At 45.6% G+C, this 17,663-nt stretch carries 17 protein-coding genes; 12 read left to right on the plus strand and 5 right to left on the minus strand.

What is annotated here, in order from left to right; translation table 11 throughout:
- Positions 1 to 41 precede the first annotated feature (41 nt).
- Together ABIX36_RS10185 and ABIX36_RS10190 are read right to left on the minus strand one after the other, a co-directional pair.
- Positions 42 to 884 (minus strand): isoaspartyl peptidase/L-asparaginase, encoded by an 843-nt coding sequence (locus ABIX36_RS10185; RefSeq protein WP_348082062.1) that lies wholly within the window; start codon positions 882 to 884, stop codon positions 42 to 44.
- Positions 881 to 1,804 carry a cyanophycinase gene (locus ABIX36_RS10190; protein ID WP_348082063.1) on the minus strand — a complete coding sequence of 308 codons (924 nt, stop codon included), beginning with the start codon at positions 1,802 to 1,804 and terminating at the stop codon, positions 881 to 883. The genes ABIX36_RS10185 and ABIX36_RS10190 overlap by 4 nt, the downstream gene beginning before the upstream one ends.
- 157 nt (positions 1,805 to 1,961) lie before the next feature.
- Between ABIX36_RS10190 and cphA the strand changes: the two genes are divergently transcribed.
- Positions 1,962 to 4,589: a cyanophycin synthetase gene (gene cphA / locus ABIX36_RS10195; protein ID WP_348082064.1), complete on the plus strand. Its 2,628-nt coding sequence runs from the start codon at positions 1,962 to 1,964 to the stop codon at positions 4,587 to 4,589.
- 284 nt (positions 4,590 to 4,873) lie between these two features.
- On the opposite strand, the gene ABIX36_RS10200 is transcribed toward cphA, so the two are convergent.
- Complete coding sequence (locus ABIX36_RS10200) at positions 4,874 to 5,524, minus strand: DNA-3-methyladenine glycosylase (RefSeq protein ID WP_348082065.1); 651 nt, start codon at positions 5,522 to 5,524, stop codon at positions 4,874 to 4,876.
- A gap of 116 nt (positions 5,525 to 5,640) precedes the next feature.
- Here ABIX36_RS10200 and ABIX36_RS10205 point away from each other — a divergent pair, with 116 nt between their 5' ends.
- From ABIX36_RS10205 to ABIX36_RS10230, 6 genes are read left to right on the plus strand one after another with little or no spacing between them, the layout of a single operon-like run.
- On the plus strand, positions 5,641 to 6,555 hold the full coding sequence (locus ABIX36_RS10205; protein WP_348082066.1) for a KilA-N domain-containing protein: 915 nt from the start codon (positions 5,641 to 5,643) through the stop codon (positions 6,553 to 6,555).
- Between the two features lie 44 nt (positions 6,556 to 6,599).
- Entirely contained in the window at positions 6,600 to 7,880 is a 1,281-nt protein-coding gene (locus tag ABIX36_RS10210) for a replication-associated recombination protein A (protein WP_348082067.1), read from the plus strand.
- Between the two features lie 36 nt (positions 7,881 to 7,916).
- Positions 7,917 to 8,591, plus strand: coding sequence for a TMEM175 family protein (locus ABIX36_RS10215; RefSeq protein WP_348082068.1), 675 nt, complete (start codon positions 7,917 to 7,919; stop codon positions 8,589 to 8,591).
- The gene (locus ABIX36_RS10220) at positions 8,588 to 10,063 is read left to right on the plus strand and encodes a DUF5687 family protein (protein WP_348082069.1); all 1,476 of its coding nucleotides are present in this window, start codon (positions 8,588 to 8,590) and stop codon (positions 10,061 to 10,063) included. Before ABIX36_RS10215 ends, ABIX36_RS10220 begins: the two co-directional genes overlap by 4 nt.
- Positions 10,064 to 10,065: 2 nt before the next feature.
- The gene (locus ABIX36_RS10225; RefSeq protein ID WP_348082070.1) at positions 10,066 to 10,809 is read left to right on the plus strand and encodes an ABC transporter ATP-binding protein; all 744 of its coding nucleotides are present in this window, start codon (positions 10,066 to 10,068) and stop codon (positions 10,807 to 10,809) included.
- An 8-nt stretch (positions 10,810 to 10,817) separates the two neighbouring features.
- On the plus strand, positions 10,818 to 11,312 hold the full coding sequence (locus tag ABIX36_RS10230) for a GNAT family N-acetyltransferase (protein WP_348082071.1): 495 nt from the start codon (positions 10,818 to 10,820) through the stop codon (positions 11,310 to 11,312).
- Positions 11,313 to 11,558: 246 nt separating this feature from the next.
- On the opposite strand, the gene gltX is transcribed toward ABIX36_RS10230, so the two are convergent.
- Complete coding sequence (gene gltX, locus ABIX36_RS10235; RefSeq protein ID WP_348082072.1) at positions 11,559 to 13,079, minus strand: glutamate--tRNA ligase; 1,521 nt, start codon at positions 13,077 to 13,079, stop codon at positions 11,559 to 11,561.
- A 165-nt stretch (positions 13,080 to 13,244) separates the two neighbouring features.
- Between gltX and ABIX36_RS10240 the strand changes: the two genes are divergently transcribed.
- The gene (locus tag ABIX36_RS10240; protein ID WP_348082073.1) at positions 13,245 to 14,465 is read left to right on the plus strand and encodes a HAMP domain-containing sensor histidine kinase; all 1,221 of its coding nucleotides are present in this window, start codon (positions 13,245 to 13,247) and stop codon (positions 14,463 to 14,465) included.
- Positions 14,440 to 14,955, plus strand: a complete 516-nt coding sequence (locus ABIX36_RS10245) for a DinB family protein (protein WP_348082074.1) — start codon at positions 14,440 to 14,442, stop codon at positions 14,953 to 14,955. Before ABIX36_RS10240 ends, ABIX36_RS10245 begins: the two co-directional genes overlap by 26 nt.
- Positions 14,956 to 15,009: 54 nt before the next feature.
- Here the strand turns inward: ABIX36_RS10245 and ABIX36_RS10250 are convergent, their stop codons facing one another.
- Entirely contained in the window at positions 15,010 to 15,360 is a 351-nt protein-coding gene (locus ABIX36_RS10250) for a DUF6249 domain-containing protein (RefSeq protein WP_348082075.1), read from the minus strand.
- A 309-nt stretch (positions 15,361 to 15,669) separates the two neighbouring features.
- On the opposite strand from ABIX36_RS10250, the gene ABIX36_RS10255 reads away from it, so the two are divergent.
- From ABIX36_RS10255 to ABIX36_RS10265, 3 genes are all read left to right on the plus strand, one after another.
- Positions 15,670 to 16,251 (plus strand): sigma-70 family RNA polymerase sigma factor, encoded by a 582-nt coding sequence (locus ABIX36_RS10255; RefSeq protein WP_348082076.1) that lies wholly within the window; start codon positions 15,670 to 15,672, stop codon positions 16,249 to 16,251.
- Positions 16,248 to 16,763, plus strand: a complete 516-nt coding sequence (locus ABIX36_RS10260) for a hypothetical protein (protein WP_348082077.1) — start codon at positions 16,248 to 16,250, stop codon at positions 16,761 to 16,763. Before ABIX36_RS10255 ends, ABIX36_RS10260 begins: the two co-directional genes overlap by 4 nt.
- 280 nt (positions 16,764 to 17,043) lie before the next feature.
- Positions 17,044 to 17,370, plus strand: a complete 327-nt coding sequence (locus ABIX36_RS10265) for a hypothetical protein (RefSeq protein ID WP_348082078.1) — start codon at positions 17,044 to 17,046, stop codon at positions 17,368 to 17,370.
- Positions 17,371 to 17,663 lie beyond the last annotated feature (293 nt).

A 17,663-nucleotide genomic window follows, 5' to 3' on the forward strand; every position in this document is an offset into this window, starting at 1 on the left:
TCCGGTGGCCAAAATGCACGCGGCGAATATGTGAAACTTGCCTATTCAAACACCTCCGCTTCGCCATCATGCAGGGCCCAAACCATATAGGGGTGGGTATCGGCGTGGTAAATATCGCCGTTGTTGCTGATGCCGATGATGCCGGCAAAGCCGTCGTAAGGTTTCATCTCGTCAAGTGTTTTATCTGTCGCGATGGAGAGTGGCATGCCATCCGTTACACGGGTAACAATTTTGGTGGCTACAGATCCGCTTACAATATCCTCGCCTACGCCGGTGCAGGAGATGCCCGCGAAAGCATTGGCATAATTGCCCGCTGTAGTTGCCGAATCGCTTACACGGCCGGGGATCTCAAAGCCCTTACCGCCGGTTGAGGTAGCGGCGGCTATATCGCCATAAATATCTAAAGCTACGGCGCCAACGGTACCCAAGCGGATAGAGTCGCTTAGTTTCTTTTCGTACTCCTTGCGGCGCTGGGGTATTTCGGTATTAAAGTATTCAAATCCGTTCTCTGTGGCAAAGTCGCAGGCACCTTTGCCGCTTAGCACGCGGTCGTCATAATCCATCAGTTTTTCGGCAACGCAAATAGGGTTGCGCACATCCTCGATATTAATAACGCCAGAAAATTTTTGGGTTTTGCCATCCATCAGGGAGGCGCTTAAACGGATCTTGCCATCGCTTTGGATCTGCGAGCCGGTACCGGCGTTAAACAGGTCGCAGTCTTCCAGCAGGCGCACGGTATATACCACGGTTTGGGCGGCGGTATGGTGTTCCAGGTATTTATGGCCCAGGTGAACTATCTCCAGCAGGGCATCCTGTTTGGCCTTTTTTACCTCCTGGTTTGTTTGGCTCTCGCTAAAAAACCCACCGTGAATAATTAGCTTCATTGTAAAAGATCGTTACTATCCTGGGCGGTTATAAATACGCCCTCTTCCACCTTAACCGCTTTTTTTATGATCATTTTATGCTGATCCAAATCATATTTGTCGAATATCGACATGACGTGAACCTTCAAATTCTCAATAGAAACAGGGTCGCCTATCTCTACATCATAAACGTTAGTCTCCACAATATTAGTGCCATCAACCAACATTATTAAGCCGGAACCGATAGCTTCCATCATACTGCCTTCGGTAATGAGCAAGCCGGCATCTTCGCCAAGGCCAATGCCCAAAATCCCGGGGTTAGTGGCTACCGCGTACAGTAAACGGCCAATGCGGCCACGTTGCACAAAGTGGGTATCAACAATAACGGAGTCGATAAAACCAAGGCCTGCAGTGATCTGCACTTCGCCTTTTATCAGGGCCTCATTGCTTTGTCCGCGATAGATCATGTGGGTTGATGCCGCCGCCGCACCGGCAGATGTACCGGCAATTACAAAGTTCTCCTGGTTATAACGTTTTTTTAGGATCTGTAAAAATTGGGTACCACCGAAAATCGCGGTTAACCTTAGCTGGTCGCCGCCACTAAACATTACTACATCAGCACGGCTGATCCGATCAAGATATTCCGGGTTAGCGGCATCCTCACGGCTTTTAATGTGCAGGATATTTACGTGGGTAACATTAAGCTGGTTAAAGGCTTTTATGTATTCATTACCCACCAACTCAGGGATTTGCGATGCCGTGGTGATCACTTCAACGGATGAGCCCTCCTTTTTTGCCGACTCGTTAATGATGCGGCGCAGGATGCCTTTTTCGAAAAACTTAATATAATGCGGCTGCATAATATGTTCCAGCACGCTTACGTTACTGCCCATATCCACAGCACCTCCAATTATTACCAGTTTTCCTTTAGGGCTATTCATTATTTATATCAATTTATACAAATTAAAATAAAAATCATTAAAACACAGGGATTAAATTAATAAAACTGCATTTTTCTGCCGAAAGATTTTATTAGATTAATAAGTTTTTTAGCTTTAAAACATATTACCCTTATACCAGTTTTTGACACAACATCTTATGAAGATAGAAAATATACAAGTACTGCGCGGCCCCAACCTGTGGAGCGTTAACCGCAAAAAGCTGATACAAATGCGGCTGGATCTGCAGGAAATGGAACAGCGGCCAACCAATGAAGTAGATGGCTTTTACGAGCGCATGAAAGCGCTGATCCCTTCGCTATATAACCACCGCTGTTCGCCGGGCGTGCCGGGCGGCTTTTACGAGCGTGTAATAGCCGGCACCTGGATGGGGCATGTAATTGAACATATTGCCCTGGAGATACAAACCCTTGCGGGCATGGATACCGGCTTTGGCCGCACCCGCGAAACCAAAACACCGGGGGTTTATAACGTTGTATTTGCATATTTGGAAGAAAAAGTAGGTGTTTTTGCGGCGGAATCTGCCGTGCGTATTGCCGAGGCTTTGATAGCCGGTGAAGAGTACGACCTGGAGAAAGACATCCAGCAAATGCGCGAGATCCGCGAGAACACCCGCCTTGGCCCAAGCACCGGCGCTATTGTTGAGGAAGCTATCGCGAGGAACATCCCCTGGATCAGGTTAAACAACCAAAGCCTTGTACAATTGGGCTATGGCAAAAACCAGGTACGTTTCCGCGCCACCATGACGGAGAAAACCAGCAGCATTGCCGTAGATATCGCCAGCAATAAGGACGAAACCAAGCGCCTGTTACAGGAGCAGGCCATCCCGGTTGCCAAGGGCATGACCATCAGCCGTACCGAGCAGGTGGTAGAGGCCATCGATAGGATAGGCTTCCCGCTGGTGTTTAAACCACTGGATGGTAATCATGGCAGGGGCATCAGCATTAACATCAATACAACCGAAGACGCTATCGCTGCCTACGAGTTTGCCGCCAAGATCTCGCGCCGCGTAATTGTGGAGCGTTTTGTAACCGGTTACGATTTTAGGGTACTGGTGATAGATAATAAAATGGTAGCCGCTGCCCTCCGCGACCCCGCCCACGTAAAAGGCGATGGCAAACACACCATACAACAACTGATAGATCAGGAAAATACCGACCCGCGCCGCGGCTATGGGCACGAAAATGTGCTTACGCTGATCGACATTGACCGGGACACTTTAGACCTGCTTGAAAAGAAAGGCTATACTTTAGATACCGTGCCGGCCAAGGGTGAAAAGGTGTTTGTAAAATCCACCGCCAACCTTAGCACCGGCGGTACCTCTGTTGATGTTACCGACCATGTGCACCCGCAAAACGTTTTCATTTGCGAGCGCATCTCCAAAATTATCGGTTTAGATATTTGCGGCATCGATATTATGGCCGAAAACCTCACCGAGCCCCTTACCGAAAACGGTGGCGTGGTATTGGAAGTTAACGCCGCACCGGGTTTCAGGATGCACATCGCGCCAAGCGAGGGCTTGCCGCGCAACGTTGCCGGGCACGTGATAGATATGCTTTACCCTGCCGGGAAATCGGCAAGGATCCCTATCATTGCCATTACCGGCACCAATGGTAAAACCACCACCACCCGCTTGATAGCGCATATTGTGAAGAATAACGGGCACCGCGTAGGTTTCACCACATCTGATGGTATTTACGTGCAAAATAATATGATGATGAAGGGCGATACTACCGGCCCGGTAAGCAGCGAGTTTATTTTAAAAGACCCAACCGTTGATTTCGCCGTACTGGAAACCGCCCGTGGCGGCATTCTGCGCTCGGGCCTGGGCTTTGGCTTTTGCGATATCGGCGTAGTAACCAATATCCAGGAAGACCACTTGGGCCTGTCAGATATCCACACGTTGGAAGACCTGGCCCGCGTAAAAAGCGTAGTGATAAACGCCGTTAAAAAAGATGGCTGGGCCGTACTAAATGCCGATAATAAATATTGTGTAGACATTGGCAAAAAAGCCGATTGTAACGTGGCCTACTTTAGCCGCAACGAGAACAACCCCGTTGTGGTGGCACACTGCAAAAAAGGCGGTATTGCCTGCGTTTGCGAAAATGGTTTCATCACCATCCAAAAAGGCGACTGGAAGATCCGCGTGCAACGCACCATATTGATCCCGCTTACCTTTGGTGGTACCGTGGCCTTTATGATAGATAATGTAATGGCTGCCACCCTGGCTACCTTCCTGCACGGCTTTAAAACCGAGGACATCAAAATGTCGCTGGAAACTTTTATCCCCTCAGCAGCGCAAACGCCGGGCAGGATGAACATCTTTGAGTTCAAGGATTTCCGCTTCATGATCGATTTCGCGCATAACCCGGATGGGTTTAACGGTATCAAACAGTTCCTGAGCCATATAGATTCACCACTGAAAATAGGCATTATAGCCGGCACCGGCGACAGGCGCGACGAGGATATCATCGAGCTGGGTAAAATAGCTGCGGAGATGTTTGATTATATTATCCTCCGCCAGGAAAAACACCTGCGCGGCCGTACCGAAGAGAATATACTGGACCTGCTAAAAACGGGTATCGCATCCGAAGGCGGCAACACGCCTTACGAGATTGTGCCTAAGGAAATAGACGCCATAAAACACGCCATGAGCATGGCTAAACCGGGCGCCTTCATTGTAGCCCTAAGCGACGTAATAAGCAACGCCATAGAAACCGTACAAAACTACCAGGAGCAGGAACGCAACGGGTTGTTTAACGTATAGGCGAAGCCCCCCAGCCCCCTTAAGGGGGAGTTTTTGAAAAGCATAGCCTGCCTGATTTTATTGGGCAGGCTTTTTTTCGGATTACTGTTTCACAGGGGGCTGTTTTTAGCAAAAACCCGTTATTTCATTTTCAATATATCTTGTTAATAGCAAGCGTATTACGCTAATTATTTAAACAACAGGGATGTTCCAAAGTGTTTCATGAAAAACTGTAAAACACTGATTGTCAATATTGTTTTAAAAATAAGTGTTCCACATTTAAATTGGAACACCTGCAATCAAACTCAACCTTTTTTCATTTTAGCGGCCCTTGGCGCGGGCGATGACAAATAATAATGCCATAGCAACATGCTCGCTACCGTTCGGTAGGGCTTCCACTGCTCGCCAATTACTATTAACTCTTCTTTGGTGGTTTCTTTGGGTAAGCCTTTCAACCGTTTAATGGCGTTCACAATGGCAAGGTCGCCGAGGGGGAGGATGTCCGTATGCTGGAGTACGAACATCAGGTAAACGTCCACAGTCCAGTTACCGATGCCCTTGAGAGCGCAAAGTTCCCGGCGGATCTCTTCATCTTCCATTTGTTCAAATGCTTGAAGGCTGATTTGGCCGCTAATAATAGCTTCTGCCAAATACCTCACGTATGCCGATTTCTGCCTGCTGAAATAGCATTCGCGCAACTCGGTATCGGTAAGCAACAAAACCCGGGCGGGAGTTATTTCCTGGATTCGTTCGCGCAGTTTATTCAGCGCAGATAATGCGGATGCGAGCGATACCTGCTGCTCCAATATAATGTGCACCAATGTTTCGAAGGAGTTTGGCCGCGTCCACATGGGCGGGTAGCCATGGTTTTGAATAACAGCGGCGAAGTCGGCATCCATTTGGCCAAGAGTATCGCAGAGGGAGTGGTAGGTAGATTGGTTAAAGGTATGTGGCATATTCTCAAGACATAAAATTACTAATTTTTTTAGGATTTAGTGTTTCTGTAATAGAATACTCGTAAATTTACATTACAGGACAAAATAGATTCTAACGGTTTAACAGGGCTTTTTAAATGAGCAAAATAAAAGTTGAAGGAGTTGAAATAAATATTTTAACTCAAAACGATCATGATTATATCTCTCTAACGGATATGGCGAAAAGCCAACATGAAAACATCATCATTACAAAATGGCTCAGTTTAAAAAACACTATTGAATATATAGGGGAGTGGGAGGCCCTTTACAACCCCGATTTTAATTATACCGATTTCGGTACAATTAAAAATACAGCAGGCGGAAACAACTTTGTGCTTTCTGTAAAAGAATGGATCGAAAAAACAAAAGCGATTGGTATAAGAGCAACAGCGGGAAGATATGGGGGTACATATGCTCACAAAGATATTGCCTTTCATTTTGGTATGTGGATGAGCCCAAGGTTTCAGCTACTACTTGTAAAAGAGTTTCAAAGATTAAAAGAAGAGGAAACGAAGAGATTAAATTCGGAATGGGATTACAGACGTTTTTTATCCAAGGCCAATTACACGATTCACACCGATTCTATACAGCGATATGTTATCCCAAGAATAACCGATGATGAAAAGAAAAAATGGGTATACAGCACAGAAGCTGATCTGCTAAATATCGCATTGTTTGGATTTACCGCGGCTCAATGGAGAGACGCAAACCCTAAATTAGCTAAGCAAAATTTAAATGTAAGAGATTTGTCCGATGCTCACGAGTTACTCGTGCTTTCTAATTTGGAAGGCCTAAACGCTATTTTAAATCAACAGGGAATTGAAAACCACAATAAATTAGAATTGTTAAGAAAAGCAGCTGTTCAACAATTGGTGGCGCTAAGAGCATCCGTTTATACTTTCGACCAGATAAAAAGCCCTTTTAAACAAATCATTTTTAAGAAAGATCGATCACCTGTAAATGACAGTCCTAAGTTAAGTGAGCCTACAAAGGATAGTGAAGAACTAAATTAACAAGGTTTACAAAAAAAGATTACACAATTTTAGCTCATAAACACATGAATAATCTGCCCCCATTAGCCGAACGCATGCGCCCCAAATCATTGGATGATTATGTGGGGCAAAAACATTTGGTTGGCCCGGGCGCGGTGCTGCGCAAGGCCATCGAGAGCGGCACCTTACCGTCCATGCTGTTTTGGGGGCCGCCGGGAGTGGGTAAAACTACGCTGGCTTATATTATCTCGCAGTCGCTTTACCGGCCGTTCTTTTCTTTAAGTGCCATTAACTCGGGGGTAAAGGATGTGCGTGAGGTGATTGAAAAAGCCTCCATCCTGAAAGAGCAGGGCGAGATATTGCCGATATTATTCATTGATGAAATTCACCGTTTCTCCAAATCACAGCAGGATTCATTGCTGGGTGCCGTGGAGCGCGGCATTGTTACGCTGATAGGTGCCACTACAGAGAATCCTTCTTTCGAGGTAATCTCCGCTTTACTCTCGCGTTGCCAGGTGTACATTTTGCAGCATTTAGCCGAACAGGACCTGCTGGACCTGTTGGAAAAAGCACAAAAAGAAGACGTTGTACTTAAGGAGAAGAATATAGTCATCGAAGAACACGAGGCGCTTCTTCGCCTCAGCGGTGGCGATGCCCGCAAGCTCCTCAACATCTTTGAGCTGTTGGTAAACGCTTTCGATAGCAAGAAAATAGTTTTGACCAATGATGTTGTACTGGAGCATGTGCAGCAAAACATGGCCCTGTACGATAAAACCGGCGAGCAGCATTATGATATCATTTCGGCTTTCATCAAATCTATGCGCGGGAGCGACCCTAACGGCGCCGTTTACTGGCTGGCCCGCATGATCGTTGGCGGGGAGGACCCGCTGTTTATCGCCCGCCGGATGCTCATACTGGCATCAGAAGATATTGGCAATGCCAACCCTAACGCCCTGTTACTGGCGCAAAGCTGCTTCAACGCTATACAAGTGATTGGTATGCCCGAGTCGCAATTGATCCTGTCGCAAACGGTGATCTATTTGGCCACATCGGCAAAAAGCAATTCGGCAACCACGGCCATCGGCGCGGCTATTGCGCTGGTAAAACAAACCGGTGACCTCCCCGTGCCGCTGCACCTGCGCAATGCGCCTACCAAGCTGATGAAGAACATTGGATATGGAAAAAACTATAAATACGCGCATAGTTACGAAGGCAACTTTGCCGATCTCGATTTTCTGCCCGAGGCCATCCGGGGCACTAAAATTTACGAGCCGGGTAACAACGCCAAAGAGAACGAGTCCAAAGAGAAAATGAGGAAACTTTGGGGCGACAGGTATAAGTATTAGTTAATATTTATTACCTTCCGTCGTTAACCTTTAACCATGCTAAACCACGATCTTAAAAAAGAATTCCAGGTAGAGCGCATTGCCTTTTTTAGCGACGCCGTTTTTGCTATCGCAATCACCTTGTTAATTATAGAAATTAAAGTGCCTGAGCTGCATGGCGAACATTTTAAGGACAGCGATTTAGCCCGAAGCCTGGGACACCTTATTCCCAAATTCATTGGCTTTATTGTCAGCTTTTTTGTTATCGGTTCCTATTGGGCGCACCATCACGTGCTTTTTAAATATGTAGAGCATTACAGCCCCAAACTTGTTTGGAACAATATGTTCCTGCTGTTTTCTATCGTGCTGATGCCGTTTAGCTCGGCGTTTTACAGTGAGTACTGGATCTATCTAAGCAGTGTTTCATTAGGCTTTTATGTCATCAACATCTCGCTCACCGGTTTTTTGCATTATCGTTTGTGGGCCATTGTAAGCGATCCTAAAAACCATCTTAGCGTAGGGTTAGAAAATCCAGCCGTGGCCAGCTATTATAAAACCCGCGCTATAGTAACACCTGTGGTTTTCCTGCTTTGCTTTTTAGTTAGTTTAAAAAATATGATGCTTGCTTACTGGGTACCGGCTACTATCTTTATTTTCATGATGTTTGTAAGCAAGTATTACCGTAAGCATCATCCCGAAATATTTGTAAAACAGCACAATCCATCAAAATGATCTCAACCTTTTTTAGTCACGAACTAAAAGCCTTTTGGCGGTCAAAAAATACCGGTAAAAGCATAGCGGTAAAAGTAGTAATGGGTATCCTCATCCTGATATTGCTGCTTTACGTTGTAGCATTAGGTGTGTTTTTAGACCTTTTGTTAGGCAAAATATTCCCGAAGGTTGATCTTGTAGTTTCTTTTTGCGGCATTATACTGATTTACTTTTTGTTTGATATGTTAATGCGTTTGCAACTGCAGGAGCTGCCCACCCTTAAAGTACAGCCATACCTGCATTTGCCTGTAACGCGTAACAGCGTAGTTGGCTACCTGGCTTTAACCGCTCTGCTTTCGTTCTTTAACCTGTGGCCAATTATCCTTTTTACGCCCTTTATTTTAAAGGTAATTCTGCCTGCGTACGGCGCGATGGCGGCAATAATGATCCTGCTTTCTATTATCTCATTGTCGGTATTTAATAATTACCTGGCCATGTATATTAAGCGCAAAGCCAATTTAAACGGGTGGATCTTTTTGATTGCCGGTGCCGTACTGGCGCTTTTAAGTGCCGGCGATTATGTTTGGCATTTGTATTCCTTGCGCAATTTGTCTTACCTGTTCTTCGGCGCGTTGTTAACCAAACCCTACCTGGCTTTGCTTCCGCTGGCAATGGGTGGGGCCATGTTTTATTTAAACTTCATCTACCTCAAAGGCAACCTATACCTCGAAGAACTTGGCTCGCGAAAAGCAACAGCTTACAAAAGCAGCACCGAGATCCCCTTCCTGAGCCGCTATGGCAGCGTAGGCGATTTGGTTGCCAACGAGATAAAATTAATTCTTCGCAATAAACGCTCACGGTCGGCACTGATCATGAGCAGTTTCATGCTTTTTTATGGCCTGATATTTTATACCCAGAAAGCTTACCCCGATGGTTTTAAAATATTTGTGGGCATGTTTATGACCGGCATCTTCATCATCAGTTACGGGCAGTTTATGTTTAGCTGGCAGGCCTCTCACTTTGACGGTTTGTTGGTAAGCAAAGTTAAGTTTACCGATTTTTTAAAGGCCAAATACCTGTTGTTCACCATTGCTTCTACGCTCGCCTTTTTGCTTACGCTACCTTATGTGTACTTTGGCTGGAGGGTGATCTTCATCCACTTTGTAATGTACCTTTGGAATTTAGGGGTAAATACCACTATCGTATTGTTTTTTGCTAACCGCAATTATAAACGTATCGATTTATCTAAAGGTGCCTCTTTCAACTGGGAGGGCGTTGGGGCTACGCAAATGCTGCTATCCTTCCCGCTAATGCTGTTGCCTTACCTTGTATATTGGCCGTTTAGTGTATTTGGGATGCAGTACGCCGCGTATGCTGCTTTGGCGGCGATCGGCCTGGGCTTCGTTGTCACCCGCAGCTTCTGGATTAAAAAATTGGAGGCCGATTTCTATTCAAAAAGATATAAAATAGCCGAAGGCTTCAGAAACAAATAACCATGATCGAGATAAAAAACCTCAAAAAAGTATATGCCGGCGCAACCGTTGTAAATGTGCCGCAACTGGAGATAAAAAAAGGCGAAAGTATTGGGCTGGTAGGCAACAACGGTGCGGGTAAAACCACACTGTTCCGCATGATATTGGATCTGATACGCCCCGAAAGCGGCGAAGTATTATCCAATGGGCAAAATGTTGCCGGCGCCGAAGCATGGAAGAACTATACCGCATCTTACCTGGATGAAGGATTTTTGATTGACTACCTCACCCCCGAGGAATATTTTTATTTTATTGGCGGCCTGCATCAGCATAACCAGGCACAGGTTGATGAAACGCTTTTAGGCTTAACCGATTTTTTTAATGGCGAGATCCTGAAAAAAGGCAAATACATCCGCGACCTGTCCAAGGGTAACCAGTGCAAGGTTGGCGTTGGCAGCTGCCTGTTGCAAAAGCCGGAATTACTGATGCTGGACGAACCTTTTGCCAATATCGACCCAAGCACACAATTCCGTTTAAAAAACATCCTGAAAACGGAGAATAAGAATAACGGCGTAACCACCATTGTATCCAGTCACGATCTGAACCACGTAACCGATGTTTGCGACCGCATATTGCTGATGGAAAAAGGTGTAATTATTAAAGATATTGCCACCAGTTCATCTACCCTGAGCGAACTGGAAGAATATTTTGGCGTAGGGCAAATTGTATCGCCGGGTATTGCCATTGATAAAGAAGAGAACCACTAAATTTTGTTATGTACGCCATTAAAGAAGCAACCGTTGCCGATACCGATGCGATCATTAGCATCGCCAGCGAAACCTATTGGTCGGTTTATGAGCCTATACTCACCCGGGGGCAGATCACCTTCATGCTCGGCACTATTTACAGTGTGGAAACAATCTCCGGACAGATAGAAAACAATGCTCAATCGTTTCTCCTGTTGCTGGAGGATGAAGAGCCTGTTGCCTTTGCTGCTTATTCACCGCGGACGGAGAACCCGGAAGTATACAAGCTGCACAAACTATACTGCCTCCCCAAAACGCAGGGTAAAGGATATGGTAAGGTCCTGCTAAACGCCGTTGCCGGTAAAGTAAAAGAAGCAGGCAAAAACACCTTAGACCTCAACGTAAACCGCTATAACAACGCCAAAACCTTTTACGAAAAAATGGGCTTTGAAGTAATTTATGAAGAAGATATCCCCGTAGGCGAGTATTGGATGAATGATTTTGTAATGCGTAAGAATTTTTAGAGTTTCGATTCCGCCGCGTTTTCTCCACCTCGTCTTTGCGAGGAACGAAGCAATCTCTGAACTATGCATGAACGCTCTGCATTCGGCTACCTTCTATCGGGAGATTGCTTCGTGCCTCGCAATGACGCTGTTTTATAGCCATGCAAACGCCCTATTTAATCTCATTCTTAACCACTTCACCGCCTTTCATTACAAGGGTACATTTTCCAGCGTAGTGATATCTGCCGGCGGATCGTGCTTTAGGGGCTAAGCCGTAAACTCGGCCAGCGCCTTGTCTATCCGTTTCAATGTTTCCGCTTCGCCCAGCAAAGCGGCGATATCAAATACATGCGGGCCAAACTTGCCACCTACCAGCATAATGCGGAAGGGCAGCATTACATCGCCAAGTTTTAGTCCTTTTTCTTCGGCCAGGGCTTTAAAGCGGGTCTCCAGGTCGGCAGGCTCAAAGGTGTCCGAGTGGCTGAAGTTATCTTTCAGCTGATTGAAGAAATCCGTTTTAACGTCCGTCCATTTGGGTTTTACCGAATTGATATCATACTCCTTGGGACACTGGAAGAAGTATGATGCCTGCTGATAAAAATCAGTCAGCAATACACAGCGGTCCTTCACCACATCAATTATTTTCAGCAGGTAAGCTTCTTTATTAATGGTTACGCCTTTGGCGGTTAATACCTCGGCAACTTTTACCTTTAATTTTTCTGCGGGTGCATTTTTTATCCATTCGGCGTTATACCATTTGGCTTTTTCAAAATCGAATTTAGCGCCGGCCTTGCTGATGCGCTCAATAGAGAACTTTTCTATCAGCTCGTCCAGGGTAAATATTTCCTGCCCGGTGCCATCGTTCCAGCCCAGCATGGCCAGCAGGTTTAAAAACGCGCCGGGCAAGAAGCCCAGTTCGCGAAAACCCGGCGTATGTTCATCTGTTTTAGCGTCGTACCAGTTCATGGCATATACAGGGAAGCCAAGGCGTGCGCCATCGCGCTTGCTTAACTTACCGTGCCCATCGGGTTTCAATATTAAAGGCAAGTGTGCCCATTTTGGCATATCATCTTTCCAGCCTAAATACTCCCATAATAACAGGTGTACAGGTGCCGATGGCAGCCACTCCTCGCCGCGGAAAGCGTGCGAGATCTTCATCAGGTAATCATCCACCACCACGGCTAAGTGGTAGGTAGGCATCCCGTCGGCCTTTAACAACACTTTATCATCTACCAGGCCGGTCTCAAAGCTTACGTAGCCACGGATCATATCATGAAAGCTGATGGTTTCATTATCAGGCATTTTTATACGGATAACATGCGGCGTGCCATTATGTAACAAGGTTTCTACTTCCTGCAAAGACAGGGTAAGCGAGTTACGCAGGCCGCTGCGGTGCGTATGCCCGTATTGAAAATTGGGTACTTCCTTGCGTTTGGCGTCCAGTTCTTCGGGCGTATCAAAAGCATAATAGGCGTGCCCCTGCGATACCAGCCTTTCGGCATATTCGCGGTAAATTACCTTGCGCTCGCTTTGGCGGTACGGGGCATATTGCCCACCCACCGATGGACTTTCATCCGGAACAAGGCCGCACCAGGCCAGGCAATCCGCTATGTACTTTTCTGCGCCTTCCACGTAGCGGCTTTGGTCGGTATCTTCAATACGTAAAACAAAATCGCCACCATGTTTTTTGGCAAACAGGTAATTAAACAATACAGTACGCACACCACCCAAGTGTAAACCACCTGTAGGGCTTGGCGCAAAACGAACTCTTACTTTTTTCTCAGACATAGCTGGGCAAAGATAGGGTTTAGTACGAAACACGGAAAGATGGAAAGCTTTTTGAATTAACACATTACTTTGCGTTTACTTAGGGCTTATCAACACAATAAAAACATTTTGTGTAATTTGCCGCTTCTTCGGGCGTTACAGACTTCCGGATCACGGACTTATTAAATGAACCCATACCAACAAAAACGAACCTGGAAATATTCGCTGCTTGCTTTTGCCGTTGTTATTGCCAGCGGATCGCTGCTTTACACAAGCTACCTGGTAAAAAACATAGCCAAATCTGAACGTACCCGGGCACAGGTATGGGCCATGAGTATGCGGCAGATGCTGGCATCAGACGATAACGATTTCCTGAATTACGTTCTGGCTGTTCGGGACAGTTCTGTGGTGCCCTCTTTAGTGGTTAATTCCAAAGGCGAGTTCCAGCTTACGCGCGGTTTGGATTCAACCAAAACCTTTATTAAGCTGGAACCCGAAGAACTTAAAGCAAAGCACCAAAAATACGATCTGCAATACTTTAAAGACGAGCTGGAGTACATGAAAAGCCAACACGAACCTATTCAGCTTACCGTTTTAAAAGAACCGTGGTTTGTTTATTACAAAGATTCGCCACTGCTAACACAGCTGAAAATATTCCCTTATATCCAGCTATCGGTTATAGCCATATTTTTGATGGTGGCCTATACGGCGTTCAGTTCCTCGCGGAAATCTGAACAGGACCAGGTTTGGGTTGGATTGGCTAAAGAAACCGCGCACCAGCTGGGAACGCCCATATCATCCTTAATGGCCTGGATAGAACTGATCAAAGATAAATTTAACGCCGAGGACGACCCGCTGCTGGCCGAGATGGAAAACGACGTGAAGCGGCTGGAGATCGTGGCCGATCGTTTCTCCAAAATAGGTTCGGTTCCAAAACTGGAAACCCAGCCGGTTTATGATGTGGTGAAAGATTATGTAGATTATTTCAGGGTGCGGGTGAGTGATAAGATAAGTTTCGAACTCACCGGCAACCGACGCCTGTTGGCCGGGCTTAACGTCCCTTTGTTTGATTGGGTGCTGGAAAACCTGCTGAAAAACGCGGTAAATGCAATTGACAGTACAGGCAGCATTAAGGTGAATATCAGTGGTAGCCGAGCAAAAAAACAGGTTTACATCGATGTATCAGATACCGGCAAGGGAATCCCGCGCTCTAAGTTCGAAACGGTGTTTCAGCCGGGGTATACCACCCGCAAGCGCGGCTGGGGGCTGGGCTTATCGCTCACCAAGCGAATGATACACAATTACCACAACGGACAAATTTTTGTGCGCGACTCTGAGCTGGGCAAGGGCACAACATTCAGGATCGTATTAAAAAGTTTAAATGATGATAGCAAGGCCACAACCTAACCAATACCCGGAATTTGCCGGCACTTATGTAAACATGGTACCGGAGGGTGCCGATGTAATGCAGTTATTAGCCGGTTCTTTAACCAAGGCTTATGAGCTGTTCACTTCCCTGCCGGATGAGAAAGCACATTATGCTTATGCCGAGGGAAAATGGACCATTAAAGAAGTATTGGGGCACATGATAGATACCGAAAGGGTGTTTGGATTTCGTGCGTTTTGTATCTCGCGCGAGCCTGCCGTTTTGCCGGGCTTTGACCAGGATACATACGTAAACGGTACCGATTATAACAATCGCAGCCTGCAGGGACTTGCCGATGAATTTAGGGCAACCCGCCAATCTAACCTGTACGTGTTTAGGAATTTAACCGAAGCGCAGATAAATAACTGGGGCACATCAAACAGCACCCCCATCACCGTAAGGGCCTTAATTTATATGACGGCCGGGCACGAACTGCACCACCTGCGGATACTAAAGGAGAAGTATTTGTAACCCCAAAAAGGGGTAGCACGCGCTACCCCTTTTTGTTTGTAAAGTTTTTAAGGCTTATTCTTTATCGCTGTTGTAAAGCTCTTTTTTTTCGATGCGGTAAGACAGCACCAAACCTAAGCCGCCGAAAATAGCTATCAGGCCAAAGTAGATGGCTTCGTTTTCGTCGCGGGTGGCTGTGAATACGGTGCGGTCTAAAAGGAATGCTAAGAACAATCCTACACCGGCGCCGATAAGCAATAAACCCCATTTTAAGTTTTGATAAGGCGCAGGTTGTGCCTTGTAGTTGCGGGGATCCATGCCACGTTCAATCATTGCCATACGTTCGCGGTTTCTAACGTAAACAATTCCGAAGATCATTGCGAAAAGCCCAAGGGAAATTAATATTGGGACCAAAATTCCTTCCATAATACTATAAATTTAAATAAGTGTGTATTTTTTGTTTTCAAACCCACCACCACGGTGTATTTGTATGCTATGACCACACGTTTTTTAATGAGGTTACACCCCGCGGGAAAAATATTTCGGATGCCGGATTTTCGATTTCGGATTTAACCTTGCTTATATAATAATGCCTATCTTTATATGGTATAGTTAAATGGCGTTTATTTATGCAGCCGAATTTAACGAATTAATCAAATCCGAAATCGAAAATCCCAAATCCGAAATTAAGGTGTAACCTAACCTCAGGCCATGTAGTCAGAGAGGTTGTATAATATGCAAAACAAGCTTTCCGATATCGAACTGATAGAACAAACCCTGGCGGGGAACCAATCGGCCTATGCCGACCTGGTTAAACGACACCAGCGTTTTGTGTTTACCTTGGCTATGCGTTTTGCAAAAGGCCGCGAAGATGCGGAGGAGATAGCCCAGGATTGTTTTATAAAGGCGTATCGTTCCTTATCAAGCTTTCAGCAGCAAAGCAAGTTTAGTACCTGGCTGTACAGCATTGTATATACCACGGCCATGACCTTTCTGCGAAAAAAAAGGATAGATACCTCATCGATAGATGATGATGAAAGCTATATACAGATTGAGAATAAACCAAGCGCGTATGATACCAACAACATCGAAAACAAATCGAGGTCTTTTTACCTCAACCAGGCCATAGAACAACTATTGCCCGATGATGTAACCATCATTACGCTATTTTATAAAGGCGAGCAATCGCTCGAAGAAATTGCACAGGCCCTTGGTATGGAGGCCAACACCGTTAAGGTAAAACTATTTAGGGCGCGCCAGCGTTTAAAAGAAAGGCTGGAGCGTAATTTAAAACACGAAGTTAAAGAACTGATATGAACAGTATAGAAGAACAACTTTGGAACTACATTGATGGCTCCTGTACCCCTGCGGAACAGCAGGCCATTTCCCGGCTTATTGCGCAGGATGAAGCCTGGCACATAAAGTACAATGAGTTGCTAAAACTGAACCAGGAATTCAGCACCATGGAAATGGATGAACCTTCGATGGCATTTACCTATAATGTGATGGAAACCATCCGTACAGAAAACGCTATGAAGCCGCTTAAGGCCGCCATAAACAAGCGTATTATTTGGGGCATTGCCGCATTCTTTATTATAACCATAGCGGCCCTGGTGATCTTCGCGTTCAGCACGCTTAACTGGAGCGTGCCCTCCGGTAATGGCAGCTTGAACATCGACATAAAAATGCCGGAGCAATTAGATAGCAACCATGTAAAAAATTTCTTCTCGGGCGGCGTGTTAAAGGGCTTCCTGTTTTTTGATCTGGTGATGGGATTGTTCCTTTTGGACGCCTACCTGCGCAGAAAACAGGGTGCAAAACAACACTAATTGTGTACACCCGTGTACATTTTTCCTGACAAGATGTAAAACAGCTGTATCAATAGCACGCTATAAATCAGCAGTATATACAGTTTTAAGTAACAAATAAAATACGTTTAAACACCAAATAAGGTTTGGTATAGTATTTGTAAGATACAACACGGACCGGCTATCTGCCGGTTAATTGTGATAAGGTTTAGGTTGAAAGTCCCCCGGAGCAAGTCTGGGGGGCTTTTATTTTTTAAACACTTTTCATACTTTAATTTAACTCCCGGCGTTTATTGGCTTAATGAAACTGGCTTCCTTTTTATTGGTAATGATTATCGTATTGCTTTCCGCTGCGCCGGAACATCTGTACGCTTCTAAAAATCAATACAAAACAGCTTGCTGTGCGAAGGGAAGCACAACACCGACAAGCAGTCACGGGCAAAAAAAAGGTTGTGGAACAGAAGCATGCAGCAATTTATTGTTGTGTAGTAACTGCGGCTTTTTAGTAGGAAATGCCGTAAGCACTAAAGCCGATGTACCTACTTTAAAAAAGTTGGCCTTTGCTCCCTACACAACGCCTGGCATATCCGGTTTTTCGGTTTCATCCTGGAATCCCCCTAAGGCTTAATAGCATCCCCCAATACTATTCGCCCGTAAAAGCTACGGGAATTATTTACTATTAAGTCATTTTTAAATTATAATCATGAAAAAGATTCTTTTCATCACTACGTTGATGTTATTAACTATAAATACGTTTTCTTTCGCTAACACACCATGCTGCAACAGCAAAATGGACAAATGCACCAAATGTGCCAAAGGCTGCACAAAGCCTAATTGTTTAGAAACATGCGGCAAGGGGTGCAAATCATCTGGCGAGTGCAACAAAACATGTAAATAACGATAGGGCAAAGCCGGGTGATT

The organism is Mucilaginibacter sp., from assembly GCF_039925265.1.
Lineage (GTDB): Bacteria > Bacteroidota > Bacteroidia > Sphingobacteriales > Sphingobacteriaceae > Mucilaginibacter.